Origin of the sequence: Dietzia sp. KRD202 (assembly GCF_017168155.1) — a bacterium.
GTDB classification, from domain to species: domain Bacteria; phylum Actinomycetota; class Actinomycetes; order Mycobacteriales; family Mycobacteriaceae; genus Dietzia; species Dietzia kunjamensis.
The window spans coordinates 295,517-309,932 of sequence record NZ_JABFAN010000019.1 but is presented as its reverse complement, the minus strand read 5'-3'; the positions used below and the strand labels follow the sequence as shown (position 1 = coordinate 309,932).

Genomic DNA, 14,416 nt, shown 5'->3' with positions numbered 1-14,416 from the left:
TGACCGGTCTTCGAATGGCCGCGTGACGCGCCTCACAGTTCGTCCTAGCCTGGGGGTACATCGTTCGTATCGCGAAGGCCAGGTGTTGATCATGACCTCTCTCCTCCACCCCACGGACGGCGCGCATGACGACCTGCCGCGGACCGGGCAGGCGGACGCCGGATCGTTCTCCCTCTCCGATCGCTATACGCGCGAGAGCGGCACGGTCTTCCTCACCGGGATCCAGGCACTGGTCCGGACGGTCCGCGACCGGGCGCGGCTCGACCGCAGGCAGAATCTGCTCTCCGCGAGCCTGGTCAGCGGATACGAGGGGTCGCCGCTCGCGGGGTACGACCTCGAACTGGCCAGGCGTCGTGAGTTCCTCGACCCGTTCGACATCGTGCACCGTCCCGCCCTCAACGAGGAGGCGGGCGCCACCGCGGTGATGGGGTCCCAGCTCGCCCGGCGCACGGGCACCCTGCGCGCCACCGCCAACACCGGCGGCGCCGCCCTCCAGGGGGTCGTGGGGTACTGGTACGGCAAGGCGCCCGGCCTGGACCGAGCCACCGACGCGTTGCGCCACGCCAACCTGATCGGTACCGATCCGAACGGCGGCGCGGTGGTGCTGGTCGGCGACGATCCCGGCGCCAAGTCCTCCACCGTGCCGTGCGCGTCCGAGTTGGCACTCGCGGACCTGTACATGCCCACGCTCTACCCCGCGGACCCGCAGGACGTCCTGGACTTCGGCGTCCACGCGGCGATCCTGTCCCGGGTCTCCGGGCTGTGGTCCGCGATGAAGATCTCGGCGCACGTCGCGGACGCCTCGGCGACCGCCCTCGTCGATCCCGACCGGATCCTGCCCGTGTACGGCGACCTCGGGACGAGCCCGCACGTGCCGTCCGGTCGGCTCCTGGGGGCCAGCCTCATGGAGCTCGAGCAGAACCAGCTCACCATCCGCCTCCCCCGTGCGCTGGAGTACGCCCGCCTCAACCGACTCAACCGGATCGTGCAGTCGACCCCCGACGACCGGATCGGCGTCGTCGCCGCCGGGAAGACCTACCTGGACGTCCGCGAGTCGCTGCGGCGCCTGGGAATCGGCGACGACGAGCTGGGCCGCCGCGGGATCCGCATCCTCAAGCTGGGCCTGATCTACCCCCTGGAACGCACGATTCTCGACGAGTTCATGTCCGGTCTCGACGAGGTGATCGTGGTGGAGGAGAAGCGCGACTTCATCGAGACCATGATCCGGGACATCCAGTTCCGCAAGCCAGGGGTGGCGAACGTGGTCGGCAAGGCACACGAGGACGGGTCCACCCTGTTCAGCCGGTTCGGCGAGCTCGACGTCGATTCCGTCACCCGCGGCCTGGCGCAGCGTCTCGGCCCGGTCCACGGAATCGAATCGGCTCGGGCCTGGCTCGACGGCCCGGGACGCGGACGCTCCCGGATCGCACTGCCGCTCGCCACGAGCCGCACCCCGTACTTCTGCTCGGGATGCCCCCACAACAGCTCGACCAAGGTCGCCGACGGCACGCTCGTCGGCGGGGGCATCGGCTGTCACGCGATGGTGCTCATGATGGACGAGGAGCAGGTCGGCCACGTCACCGGAGTCACCCAGATGGGCGGCGAGGGGATCCAGTGGACCGGGATGGCGCCGTTCCTCACCGAACGGCACATGGTCCAGAACGTCGGCGACGGCACCTTCATGCACTCGGCCTCCCTGGCGCTCCGGGCCGCCGTGGCCTCCGGCGACAACATCACCTACAAGCTCCTCTACAACGGGACCGTGGCGATGACCGGCGGTCAGGACCCGGTCGGTGAGATGACCCTGCCCGAGATCCTCCGGCTCCTGCAGGCCGAGAAGGTCGCCAGGATCGTCGTCACCACCGACGACGTCAAGGCGACCCGGTCCCGGGGCCTGCCGAGGGGCGTTGAGGTCCGCGACCGGGTGGACACCCTCGAGGTACAGCGGGAACTCGCGGCCGTCCCGGGGGTCACGGTTCTCGTGCACGACCAGTACTGCGCGGCCGAGAAGCGCCGCCACCGCAAGCGTGGCACCTACCCCACCCCGGACGAGCGGGTGGTGATCAACGAGCGCATCTGCGAGGGATGCGGGGACTGCGGCCGGAAGTCCAACTGCCTGTCGGTCCATCCGGTGGAGACCGAGTTCGGCCGGAAGACGCAGATCGACCAGTCCACCTGCAACTTCGACTTCTCGTGCCTGGAGGGTGACTGCCCCTCGTTCGTCACCGTCGTCCCCGGTGAGAAGTCGCGGCGGGTGGCGTCCGCGCCTGCCCTGGCGGCCGACGCGATCCCGGAACCGGTCCGCGCCGGGGTCGAGCCCGACCGCGGTTTCTCCCTGCGGCTGACCGGGATCGGCGGCACCGGCATCGTCACCGTCTCGGCGATCCTCGCCACCGCGGCCGTCCTCGACGGCCACTCGGCGCGCACCCTGGACATGACCGGGCTCGCCCAGAAGGGCGGCGCGGTGGTCTCCGACGTCCGCGTCACCCGCACGCCGACCGAACAGCCCCCGAAGATCGGGGCCGGCGACTGCGATCTGTACCTGTGCTGTGACGGCCTGGTCGGTGCGGACAGCACCCACCTGAAGGTGGCCGCTCCCGATCGCACCACCGCGGTGGTGTCCACCACCCAGATCCCCACCGGGAAGATGGTGATCGACACCTCCGAGCACTACCCGACCACCTCGGACATCCAGGCGATCATCGACCCGACCACCTCGCGCGGGCTGTACCTCGACCCGGGGGCGCTCACCCAGCAACTCTTCGGGTCCACCCAGACCGCCAACATGCTCATGGTCGGGGCCGCGTACCAGAGCGGTGCCCTGCCGATCTCGGCCCGGTCGATCGAGCGGGCGATCGAGCTCAACGGGGTGTCCGTCGACGCGAACCTGCAGGCCTTCCGTCGCGGCCGGCAGGCGGTCGCCGAGCCGAACGCGCTGGCGGCGTTGGCGGCCGGGTTGCACCGCCCGGCCGGAACGGTCGCGGCGGGCCGGCACGTGCCCTCCCCCGCGGCGGAGCGACTGCTGACCCACCTCGACGCCGACGCCTCCGACGAGCTCCGCGACGTGATCGCACTCCGGGTCGACGAACTGATCGGCTACCAGGACGAGGCGTACGCGCTCGACTACGTCCGGCGCGTGGAGGAGGTCCGTGCCGCCGAGGCCGGCGTCCCCGAGCAGCTCAGCCTCGCCGTGGCCCGCAACCTGTTCAAGGTGATGGCCTACAAGGACGAGTACGAGGTCGCCCGCCTGGCCGTGGATCCACAGTTCGCGGCGCAGCTCGACGAGGACTGGGGCGAGGGGGCGGTGGCCAGACTGAAATTGCATCCTCCGGCGCTGCGCGCGATGGGAATGAAGAAGAAGATCTCGATCGGCCCGCGGGCCATGCCGGCGATGAAGGCGTTGGCCCGGATGAAGCGACTGCGCGGCACGCGGATGGACCTCTTCGGCTACGCGGAGGTCCGCCGCGTCGAGCGTGAGCTGCTGGCCGGGTACCGCGACCTCGTCGCCGACCTGGCCTCGGAGTTGCGGCGCGCGGGCCCGGTGGGCAAGGACGCCACCTGGTGGGCGACCGCGGTGGCGCTTGCGGAGCTGCCGGACATGGTCCGCGGTTACGAGCACGTCAAGCTCGCGAACGTCGAGCGCTACCGGGAGGAGATGGCCCGCCTCCGGTCCACCCTCACCTGATCGGCGAACCCCCGAGACGACGAGAGGAACCCTCAGACTGACCGGCGCATGCCGATCACGAGCGAACCGAGGGGCAGATCGGCACCCGGGCAGGCGCTCAGGACCGCAGCGCGGCCGAGGCCATCGCCGTGAGCACGCGCCGAAGGTCGGCCTCGCCCATGGCCGGCAGCCGGGGGCTGGAGTTGAGGAGCCCGAACACAGCGTGGACGTGGGCCCGCGCCTCGATCGACGAGAGCTCGGGACGCACCCGCACCAGGGCGTCCACCCACAACTGCGCGTATTCCCGCTGCAGGGTGCGCACCTCGTGCCGGGGAGCGGCCGGCAGGGAACCGAGGTCACGGAACTGCACGCTGATGAGATCGGGCTCCGTGGCGACGAAGTCCACGTGCACCCCGAGCAGGGCATCGAGCACGTCCGCCGGCTCGCCGGCCCGCTCGACCGCCGCCCGCCCACCGTCCCGCAGGCGACGGGAGATGTCGAGCAGCATCTCGGCCAGTACGTCCTCCTTGGAGGTGAAGTACCGGTACATGCCGGGCCCGGAGATCCCGACCTCGGCGCCGATGTCGTCCAGCCGCACGGCGTGGAACCCGCGCCGGGCCATGAGGCGGGCGGCGGCCACGAGGATCTCGTCGCGGCGCCGTGCCTTGGCCCGGGCGCGCGGGGTCAGCGGGGCCGCGGCGTCCTGCTGCTCGCCCACCCCGCTGCCCGCGGCCCCGGTCCCGGTCATGTCAGTGCCATCTCGGACGTGCCGTCTCAGTGGAAGAAGTGCCGGGCGCCGGTGAAGTACATGGTGATCCCCGCCTTCTCCGCGGCCTCGATCACCTCGGCGTCGCGGACGGAGCCGCCGGGCTGGACCACCGCGCGCACGCCCGCCTCGGCGAGCACCTCGAGCCCGTCCGCGAAGGGGAAGAACGCGTCCGACGCGGCGACCGACCCGGTGACCCGCTCCCCCGCGCGCTGCACGGCGAGCCGGGCGGAGTCGACGCGGTTGACCTGGCCCATGCCCACGCCCACGGTGGCGCCGGACTGCGCGAGCAGGATGGCGTTGGACTTGACCGCACGGCACGCGCGCCACGCGAACAGCAGGTCGCGCAGGGTCTGCTCGTCGGCGTCGTCGCCGCACGCCTTGGTCCAGCCGGCGACCACGTCACCGTCGGCGTCGAGCGAGTCACGCTGCTGGACCAGCACGCCGCCGGAGATCTGCTTGCGCTCGAACTCGCCCTCGGCGGGCGTCTGCGCGGAGAGGATGCGGATGTTCTTCTTGCGCTGCAGGATCTCCACGGCACCGTCCGCGTAGGACGGGGCGATGATCACCTCGGTGAAGATCTCGGCGACCTGCTCGGCCATCTCCACCGTGACCTCGCGGTTGGCGGCGATCACGCCACCGAACGCGCTGACGGGGTCGCACTCGTGCGCGGCGCGGTGGGCGGCCGCGATGTCGGCGTCGATCGCGATGCCGCACGGGTTGGCGTGCTTGATGATCGCGACGCACGGCTCGGCGTGGTCGAAGGCGGAGCGCCACGCGGCGTCGCCGTCGACGTAGTTGTTGTAGCTCATCTCCTTGCCGTGCACCTGGGTGGCCTGGGCGAGGCCGGGCGCGGCGGCAGCGTCGGTGTAGAGGGCGGCGCTCTGGTGCGGGTTCTCGCCGTAGCGCAGGGTGGCGGCGAGGTCGAGGCTCTGCCCCTGCCACACCGGGAACGCCTCCGCGCCCTCATCGGTCGGCTCCGCGGTCTGTGCGGTCATCCACGTGGCCACGGCGACGTCGTAGGCCCCGGTGTGGCGGAACGCGGCGGCGGCCAGGCTGCGGCGCTTCTCGAGGGTGAAGCCACCGGCCGCGACGGCCTCGAGCGCCTCGCCGTATCCGGCGGGGTCGACGAGCACAGCCACCGACGGGTGGTTCTTCGCGGCCGCGCGGACCATCGACGGTCCGCCGATGTCGATCTGCTCGACGCAGGCGTCGTAATCGGCGCCGGAGGCGACGGTGTCGGTGAAGGGATAGAGGTTGACGACGACGAGCTCGAACGGGTGCACACCGAGGTCGGCGATCTGCTCGAGGTGCTCGGGCTTGCGGGTGTCGGCGAGGATGCCGGCGTGAACCCGCGGGTGCAGGGTCTTGACGCGGCCTTCGAGGCATTCCGGGAACCCGGTCAGCGCGTCGACGGGCGTCACGGCGACCCCGGCGTCGGCGATACGCTGCGCGGTCGAGCCGGTGGAGACGATCTCGACCCCGGCGTCGGCGAGCCCCCGGGCGAGCTCGGTGAGCCCGGTCTTGTCGTAGACGCTGATGAGTGCGCGGCGGACGGGCCTGCGGGAATCGGTCACGTTAGGTGCACCTTTCGACCTTCGATGTGGAGTCGGCCACGGGCGGCGGCCGCGAGGACGTCGACGAGCATCTCGCGCTCGACGACTTTGATGCGTTCATGGAGGGTGGCCTCGGTGTCGTCCGGGTGGACGTCGACGACACGCTGGGCGATCACGGGTCCGGTGTCCACGCCGGCGTCGACCAGGTGGACGGTACTGCCGGTGACGGTCACCCCGTAGGCGAGCGCGTCGCGCACCGCATGGGCGCCGGGGAACGACGGCAGCAACGCCGGGTGGGTGTTGAGCACGCGACCGTCGAACCGTTCGAGGAACGCGGCGCCGAGGATGCGCATGAAGCCCGCCGAGACCACCCAGTCGGGATCGAACCCGCTCACCACGTCGGTGAGGGCGCGGTCCCAGTCGGCGCGGTCGGCGTGGTCGCCGGGCCGGACGACGGCCGTCGGGAGGTCGGCGCGGTCGGCCCTGGCGACGGCCTCGCAGTCGCGGTCGGAGACCAGCGCGACGATGCGGTACGGGCAGCCGGGGGCGTCGGCGGCGTCGAGCACGCTCTGCGCGAGGGTCCCGGAACCGGACGCCATCAGGACGACGCGGCGGGCACCGGCGGGGTCGGCATCGGGGGCACCGGCGCTGGCGGAACCGGCGCTGGGCGAAGAGGCGCTGGGGGTCTCGCTACCGACCACGTCCGGCTCTCCTACCCGTCGATCCTCAGACCCACCGGGAGCGCGGGCCACGGCTGGGAGTCTAGTCGGCCGCCCCTCTGCCCTCGGCAGGCAGACCGGTCGGATCGTCGGAGTCGGACTGTGCATCGCCGGGTTCGGCATCGTCGGCGACCCTGTCCCCACGCCGGGTGTCCTCGGGCTCGCCCTCGTCGAGCCGGACCTCCTCGAACTGATCCTCGGCGGGCTGACCCTCCGCGGGCTGCTCCTCCGCCGGCCGTGGGTCCTCGACCACCGCCGGTGATGGCGGACCCCCGGCAACCGTGGCGTCCTCGTCGGCAGCCGGGTCGAGGTCTGGCTGCGCGTCCACCTCGGCTTCCGCGGCGGTGTCGGAAGCGGCGACCTCGTCGTCGACCCCGGCGCTGTCGACCCCGGCGTCCTCGACACCAGCGTCCTCGACACCGGACGTGCTGGCCTCGCCGACCTCGCCCACCCCGCTCCCGATCGGGTCCTCGACCGGATACTCCGCCGGGTCCTCGACCGGGTCCTCGACCACCGGGGCGGTCCCGGCGCGGCGACGACGCCGCTCGAGTTCGCTCTCGGCCCGCTCGCGGCGCCGAGTCAGGCCCGCCAACGACAAGACGATCGTCGCCGACCCGATGATGCCGAACAGCACCAGGGCCATCGACGCCGCGATGAGCGAGCCCGTCCCGACCATGCCCAGCATCCCCAGCCGACCGCCCGCGATGACCGGGCTCACCGCGATCACCAGGGCCACGATCCCCGCGGCCAGCCACGTCGCCTTGACGGCGTCGCCCGTCGTGCGGAACCAGTGCGCGACCGACCTCGCGAGCCCGGCCGCCACGAACACCGTCACGAGCAACAGGCCCTGCACGACCCAGTGCGGGTTGGTGGTGGGCAGGACGGCCGCCAACGGCACCTCAGGCATCGGCCCCCGGGACACCGCGAACACGCTGTACGAGGCCTCGCCCAGGTGCGCCTCCCCGCCGACCATGAGCGCGGCCCCCGTCATCACCACATTGGGCAGGTACGCCACCGAGATGCCCGCGAGCGCGGCCGCGCCCACGACGCCCTTGCCGATCTCCAGGACCGACCCCACCGGCTCCCACGCCATCACCAGTCCGACCAGCACCAGCAGTGTCGCGACGGCCCACGTCGCGGCGACGAACGCGGCGCCCAGGTGGATCCCCCCGCGCACCCACAGCGGAAGGATCTCGCGCAGGTCGCGGCGGAAGTACAGCCACACCCCCAGCCCCGAACCCACGATCCCCACACCTGCGGTCCACAGCAACGCCGTCGACAGGGCCGACTCGCGCACAGCGAAATCCGAGGCCGCGGACCCCACCAGGAGCGTCGCCAGACCGGTCAACAGCAGACCCGCCAGCGTCACACCGGCCATCGCCGCACCCGCCTCGCGCGGGCCCGGCTGCTCGACGTCCGCCAGCACCGCACGGGTCTGCCGGGCCAGGACCGCCACATAGATCAGCGCGGGCAACAACGGCAGGAACCCCAGCTCGACCCGGTCCACGGTCAGCGGCACCCGGTTGACCACCAGCCACTCCACCGCGACCACCGCGAACAGCGAGTCGAATCCGTCGGCGGTGAACAGCAGAACCGCCAGGGTGAGCGCCGCCAGCACCAGTACGGAGACGATGACGGGCAGCGCCGCGGCGGCCGCCGTCCACAACAACGAGCGGGCACCCGCGGGCGACCGTCTCGCAGCGGGCCGGATGACGCGTGGGGGACTCACTCTGACAACCGTAGATACCCGCCGGCGCGGGGCACCCCCGGCACGCCGCGACCCCCGCCATCCGGGGATGACGGGGGTCGCTGGGGCCTGCTCACTCGCGGTGGCCGGGAGGGCCACCGCGGGCGTATCACATGGCGTCGAGAAGATCCTTGGCCAGCTGCGCGGTCTCGGACGGCGTCTTGCCGACCTTGACGCCCGCGGCCTCCAGGGCCTCCTTCTTGGCCTGCGCGGTACCCGCGGAGCCGGAGACGATGGCGCCGGCGTGGCCCATCGTCTTGCCCTCGGGTGCGGTGAAGCCGGCCACGTAGCCGACGACCGGCTTGGTGACGTTGGCCTTGATGTAATCGGCCGCACGCTCCTCGGCGTCGCCGCCGATCTCGCCGATCATGACGATGACCTTGGTCTCCGGGTCGTTCTCGAAGGCCTCGATGCAGTCGATGTGCGTGGTGCCGACGATCGGGTCGCCACCGATGCCGATGGCGGTCGAGAAACCGTAGTCGGCCAGCTCGTACATCATCTGGTAGGTCAGGGTGCCCGACTTGGACACCAGACCGACCGGCCCCTTGCCCGCGATGTTGGCCGGGGTGATACCGACCAGCGACTCGCCCGGCGTGATGATGCCCGGGCAGTTGGGGCCGATGATGCGGGTCTTGCCGCCCTTGGCGACGTTGTAGTTCCACGCGGTGGCGGTGTCCAGCACCGGGGCGCCCTCGGTGATGACCACGGCGAGCCCGATCTCCGCGTCCACGGCCTCGATGATCGCGTCCTTGGTGAACGGCGGCGGGACGAACAGAATCGTCGTGTCGGCGCCGGTGGCCTCCATGGCCTCCTTCACGGAACCGAACACGGGCAGCTCGACGTCGTTACCGTCGGCGTCCTTGTGGGACACCGTCGTGCCGGCCTTGCGGGCGTTGACGCCGCCGACGATCTGGGTACCGGCCGCGAGCATGCGGGCGGTGTGCTTGCTGCCCTCGCCGCCGGTGATGCCCTGGACGATGACCTTGTTGTCCTTGTTGAGGAAAATCGACATGTGTGTAAGGTCCTTTAGCTTCTTACTTGGCGGCCAGCTCGGCGGCCTTGTCGGCGCCGGAGTCCATGTTGTCGGCCAGGGTCACGAGCGGGTGGTTCGCCTCGGCGAGGATCTTGCGACCCTCCTCGACGTTGTTGCCGTCGAGCCGGACCACGAGGGGCTTGTTGGCCTCGTCGCCCAGGATCTCCAGGGCCTTGACGATGCCGTTCGCGACCGCGTCACACGCGGTGATGCCGCCGAAGACGTTGACGAACACGCTCTTGACCTGCTCGTCATTGAGGATGACGTCGAGACCGTTGGCCATGACCTCGGCAGAGGCACCGCCGCCGATGTCGAGGAAGTTGGCGGGCTTGACGCCGCCGTGGTTCTCGCCCGCGTAGGCGACGACGTCGAGGGTCGACATGACCAGACCGGCGCCGTTGCCGATGATGCCGACCTGTCCGTCCAGCTTGACGTAGTTGAGGTCGTTCTCCGCGGCCTTCTGCTCGAGCGGATCCGTGGTGCCCGCGTCGGCGAAGTCGGCGAAGGTCTCCTTGTGACGGAACTCGGCGTTCTCGTCCAGGGTGACCTTGCCGTCGAGGGCGAGGATCTCGTCATTCGGCGTACGGACGAGCGGGTTCACCTCGACCAGCGTGGCGTCCTCCTTGATGAAGACGTCGTACAGCTTGGCGATGGTCACCGCAGCGGCGTCCAGCACCTCCTCCGGCAGGTGGCCGGCTTTCGCGATCTCGCGGGCCTTGGCCTCGTCGACACCGACCGTGGGGTCGATGTTGATCCGGGCGAGGCGGTCCGGGGACTCCTCGGCGACCTGCTCGATCTCGACGCCGCCCTCGACCGAGCACATGGCCAGGTAGTTGCGGTTCGACCGATCGACCAGGAAGGAGATGTAGTACTCCTCCGCGATGTCGCTGGCCTCGGCGACCAGCAGGTTCTTGACGATGTGGCCCTTGATGTCCAGGCCCAGGATGTCCTCGGCCCGGGCGCGGGCCTCCTTGGCATCCTCCGCCAGCTTCACGCCGCCGGCCTTGCCACGGCCACCGACCTTGACCTGCGCCTTGACGACGACAGGCTTGCCGATCTCGGCCGCAACCTTCTCGGCCTCTTCCGCGGTGTCCGCGACGCGCCCCGGGGTGGTGGGCACGTCATGCTTCGCGAAAAGAGCCTTTGCCTGGTATTCAAAGAGATCCATCAGCTCACCATCTTGACGTGGGTAGATTCGCCCGGCCCTGTTGAAAGCCGAGTCCTGCCTCATCCTAGGCGCGTGGTGTGTCCCCCGTCGCACACTGGGGGTAGCTGTGTGTAGTGGATCACACCGGACGGCAGTCCGAACCGTCACACCCCACACATGGGCACCCCGGAGCCCCTCGGGCACCACGAGTCACACCGGTGTGACGCACCCCTCCCTCACGCGCCGCCGACAACCTTGCGGCACCGTTGCCGATCCGTTACGTTGGACGACGTTCATCACGAAAAGATCACGGCGCGAACGCAGAGGGGAAACGACACGGTGCAGAAGTCGCAATTCGAGGAAGCCGCGACTCCCGTCGTCATCCCCCCTGCCGGTGCGCACCGGGTCGGCCGTCACCGGATGCCCGCGCCGCCGCACGCACTGCGCGGTCGCGCAGCCGTCCTGGCCGTCGCGGCCGGCGCCGCGGTGACCGCGGCTTCGGCCGGCTCCGCCATGAGCGACACGAGCACCCACTCGGCCGAGGCCGGGGACATCGCCCTGCTCGCCAACGGGGAGCCCGCCCCCGCCACCTCCGCGCCCAGTGCACCGTCGACCTCGGCGCCGGCGACGCCCTCGGCCCCGGCGCCGGTCGTCGTGCCGGCCGCTGCCGACGGCTCGTCCACCGATGACATCAGCTCGACGATGCTGTACGCGGGCACCGAGATCAACACTCAGCGTGAGATCGCCGAGGAGCAGGCCCGGCGTCCGAGATTCGCAGCACCCACAGTGGGTACGCTCACCTCGGATTTCGGCTCGCGCTGGGGAGCGTTGCACGGAGGCATCGACGTCGCCAATTCAATGGGCACCCCCATTCTCGCGGCCACTGACGGCTTGGTGATCGACGCGGGTCCCGCTCAGGGCTTCGGAAACTGGGTGCGGATCATGGCTGACGACGGCACCATTACCGTCTACGGCCACATGGAGACGGTCGACGTGACCAAGGGCGCACGCGTGGTCGCCGGTCAGAAGGTCGCCGGCATGGGCAATCGGGGATTCTCTACCGGGACCCACCTGCACTTCGAAGTGCTGGTCGACGGCACGCAGCGGGTCGATCCCGTGGCCTGGCTGGCCCAGAACGGGATCGCCCTCGCCGGCCCCGGAAGCACGGGCTCAGCCTCGCTGGGGAGCTGACCCGGGGGCGGGCCCCACCTGTCTTCCCTCGATACGCACGCGATCTCCGCGCACAGAATCGAGCCCGGACTCCTAGAGCTTCTGCATGGGGACTCCCCCGATGAGCATGAGCCGGACCTTGCCGGACGCCCCGAAGTCGATCGTCGCGGTGGCCCGCATCCCGGCCCCGTCGCATGACAGGACCTTCCCGAGCCCGTACTTGTCATGGGTGACGCGATCGCCCGGAACCAGCTCGAGGACGGGCGCCGATGACGTGGACCTCGGGATCCCGGAGGACCTGCCGCCGCCGGAACCGAACCCGCCGCCCCCGCCGGCGCCCATGTGCCCCGCCCCCGCCGAACCGGCGCCGGGGCGCGAACCCGGAGTCGTCGCCGAATCCGCCGCCTCCCGCAGGCTCCTCGCGCTGCCACTCGATCGCCTCCGACGGGATCTCCTCGAGGAAGCGGGACCCCGGGTTGGTCATGGGCTGACCCCACGACGAGCGCATCATGGCGCGGGTCAGGTACAGCCGCTTCCGGGCGCGGGTGATGCCCACGTAGGCGAGCCGCCGCTCCTCGGACAGTTCCGCCGGGTCACCGAGCGCCCGCATGTGCGGGAAGAGCCCGTCCTCCATGCCCACCAGGAACACGACGGGGAACTCGAGCCCCTTGGCCGTGTGCAGGGTCATGAGTGTGACCTGCCCCTGGTCCTCCGCCGGGATCTGGTCGGCGTCCGCGACGAGCGACACCCGTTCGAGGAACGCGGCCAGCGACCCGGGCTCGGCGATCCCCTCGTCGAGTTGCGCGTCCACCACATCCGCCTGGTCGGCGACCGCCCCCGCGGCGTCCCCCGCCGATTCCTCCCCGAAGCCCTGTTCGCGCGCGGAACGTTGCAGAGCCGCCTCGGAGGAGAACTCGCGACCCACGCCCACGAGCTCGTTGAGGTTGTCCAGACGGGCGGCGTCCTGCGGGTCGTTCGAGGCCTCGAGCTCGGCCCGGTAGCCGGTCCGCTCGAGCACCGCCTCGACGTGCGCGCCGACGTCGGGGGCCGACCCTTCGCCTCCGGCGTGGTCGCCGCCGTCCAGCCGTCCGCGCAGCTCGTCGAGCAGGGTGACGAATCCGGCGATCGCCTTGACAGACCGGGTGGGCAGCAGCGCGACCTTCCCGGCGGCCGCGTCACGCAGCGCCTCGCCGAAGCCGATGGCCCGCTGCTCGGCGTGGACCACCACGCACGCCTCGGCGCGGTCCCCGATCCCCCGCTTCGGGGTGTTGAGGATGCGCCGCAGCGCCACGGTGTCGTCCGGATTGCTGAGCACCTTGAGGTAGGCGACCACGTCGCGCACCTCCTTGCGCTCGTAGAACCGGGTGCCGCCGACCACCTTGTAGGGCAGGCCCAGGCGGACGAACACGTCCTCGATGACGCGCGAGGAGTTGTTGGTGCGGTAGAACACGGCCACGTCCGAGTAGGACGCGTCACCGGAGTCGATCAACCGGTCGATCTCCCCGGCGATGAACCGCGCCTCGTCGTGCTCGTTGTCCGCCACGTAGCCCACCAGCAGCTCGCCGGCGCCCTCGTCCGTCCACAGGCTCTTCTCGCGCCGTCCCGGGTTCCGGGAGATGACGGCGTTGGCGGCCGACAGGATGGTCTGCGTGGAGCGGTAGTTCTGCTCGAGCAGGATGGACCGCGCGTCCGGGTAGTCGTGTTCGAAGTCCTCGATGTTCCTGATCGTGGCCCCGCGGAACGCGTAGATCGACTGGTCGGCGTCACCGACCACGCAGAGTTCCGCCGGGGGGACGCCCACCTCGTCGTCGTCCCCCGCCACCCCGCCGACCAACGTCCGGACCAGGACATACTGCGCGTGGTTGGTGTCCTGGTACTCGTCCACCATCACGTGCCGGAACCGGCGCCGGTAGTACGCCGCGACCTGCGGGTGCGCCCGGAGCAGCCCGACGGTCTCCCCGATCAGGTCGTCGAAGTCGAAGGCGTTGGCCGCCTGCAGACGCGACTGGTACTCGGTGAAGACGGCCGCCACGGTCTGCCCGGTCCGGTCCGAATCCTCGAGCGCCCGGTCCATCGCCTCCGACGGCTCGCGCAGCTCGTTCTTGTGGTTGGAGATCGCGGTGGCCAGCATCCGGGGGGTGAACTTCTTGACCTCGAGCTGTTGCTCCTTGGCGATCATCCCGAGCAGCCGCCGGGAGTCGTCCGAGTCGTAGATCGTGAAATTGGAGTTCCGCGTCCCCAGGAGCGCGGACTGCGCGCGCAGGATCCGCACACAGATCGAGTGGAACGTCGCCACCCACATCCGCTCGGCGTGCGGGCCGACCAGTGTGGCGACCCTCTCGCGCATCTCGGCGGCGGCCTTGTTGGTGAACGTGATGGCCAGGATCTGCCCCGGGTGCGCGCCACCCTCGGCCAGCAGGTACGCGATCCGCCGCGTGAGCACGCTGGTCTTGCCCGAGCCCGCGCCGGCCACGATCAACAACGGGCCGCCGCGGTGTGTGACCGCGGCGGCCTGCTGTGGGTTGAGCCCGTCCAGGAGGGGCGAGTGGGGCGTGGTCGGTCGGGCGGAAGCGTGTGCGGTGTCGGTCATCGTGGGTCCAATCTACCCACTCGG

At 70.7% G+C, this 14,416-nt stretch carries 8 protein-coding genes and 1 pseudogene; 2 read left to right on the top strand and 7 right to left on the bottom strand.

Annotation, left to right across the window (positions count from 1 at the left end):
• Positions 1 to 91: 91 nt before the first annotated feature.
• On the top strand, positions 92 to 3,685 hold the full coding sequence (locus tag J1M64_RS17120) for an indolepyruvate ferredoxin oxidoreductase family protein (RefSeq protein ID WP_206474920.1): 3,594 nt from the start codon (positions 92 to 94) through the stop codon (positions 3,683 to 3,685).
• A 97-nt stretch (positions 3,686 to 3,782) separates the two neighbouring features.
• Here the strand turns inward: J1M64_RS17120 and J1M64_RS17115 are convergent, their stop codons facing one another.
• The 6 genes from J1M64_RS17115 to sucC all read right to left on the bottom strand — a co-directional run bounded on the left by J1M64_RS17115 (position 3,783) and on the right by sucC (position 10,653).
• On the bottom strand, positions 3,783 to 4,412 hold the full coding sequence (locus J1M64_RS17115) for a TetR/AcrR family transcriptional regulator (protein ID WP_206474919.1): 630 nt from the start codon (positions 4,410 to 4,412) through the stop codon (positions 3,783 to 3,785).
• Between the two features lie 26 nt (positions 4,413 to 4,438).
• Positions 4,439 to 6,007 (bottom strand): bifunctional phosphoribosylaminoimidazolecarboxamide formyltransferase/IMP cyclohydrolase, encoded by a 1,569-nt coding sequence (gene purH / locus J1M64_RS17110; RefSeq protein ID WP_206474918.1) that lies wholly within the window; start codon positions 6,005 to 6,007, stop codon positions 4,439 to 4,441.
• Positions 6,004 to 6,585, bottom strand: coding sequence for a phosphoribosylglycinamide formyltransferase (gene purN / locus J1M64_RS17105; RefSeq protein WP_206475037.1), 582 nt, complete (start codon positions 6,583 to 6,585; stop codon positions 6,004 to 6,006). Before purN ends, purH begins: the two co-directional genes overlap by 4 nt.
• Before the next feature lie 163 nt (positions 6,586 to 6,748).
• Positions 6,749 to 8,434, bottom strand: a complete 1,686-nt coding sequence (locus tag J1M64_RS17100; RefSeq protein WP_206474917.1) for a DUF6350 family protein — start codon at positions 8,432 to 8,434, stop codon at positions 6,749 to 6,751.
• A 127-nt stretch (positions 8,435 to 8,561) separates the two neighbouring features.
• Positions 8,562 to 9,464: a succinate--CoA ligase subunit alpha gene (sucD, locus tag J1M64_RS17095; RefSeq protein ID WP_067717326.1), complete on the bottom strand. Its 903-nt coding sequence runs from the start codon at positions 9,462 to 9,464 to the stop codon at positions 8,562 to 8,564.
• A gap of 22 nt (positions 9,465 to 9,486) precedes the next feature.
• The gene (sucC, locus tag J1M64_RS17090) at positions 9,487 to 10,653 is read right to left on the bottom strand and encodes an ADP-forming succinate--CoA ligase subunit beta (RefSeq protein WP_067717323.1); all 1,167 of its coding nucleotides are present in this window, start codon (positions 10,651 to 10,653) and stop codon (positions 9,487 to 9,489) included.
• Between the two features lie 318 nt (positions 10,654 to 10,971).
• Here sucC and J1M64_RS17085 point away from each other — a divergent pair, with 318 nt between their 5' ends.
• Positions 10,972 to 11,823, top strand: a complete 852-nt coding sequence (locus J1M64_RS17085) for a M23 family metallopeptidase (RefSeq protein ID WP_307872474.1) — start codon at positions 10,972 to 10,974, stop codon at positions 11,821 to 11,823.
• Positions 11,824 to 11,895: 72 nt separating this feature from the next.
• Here J1M64_RS17085 and J1M64_RS17080 read toward each other — a convergent pair.
• Positions 11,896 to 14,392: pseudogene (locus J1M64_RS17080) on the bottom strand (UvrD-helicase domain-containing protein).
• Between the last annotated feature and the right edge of the window lie 24 nt (positions 14,393 to 14,416).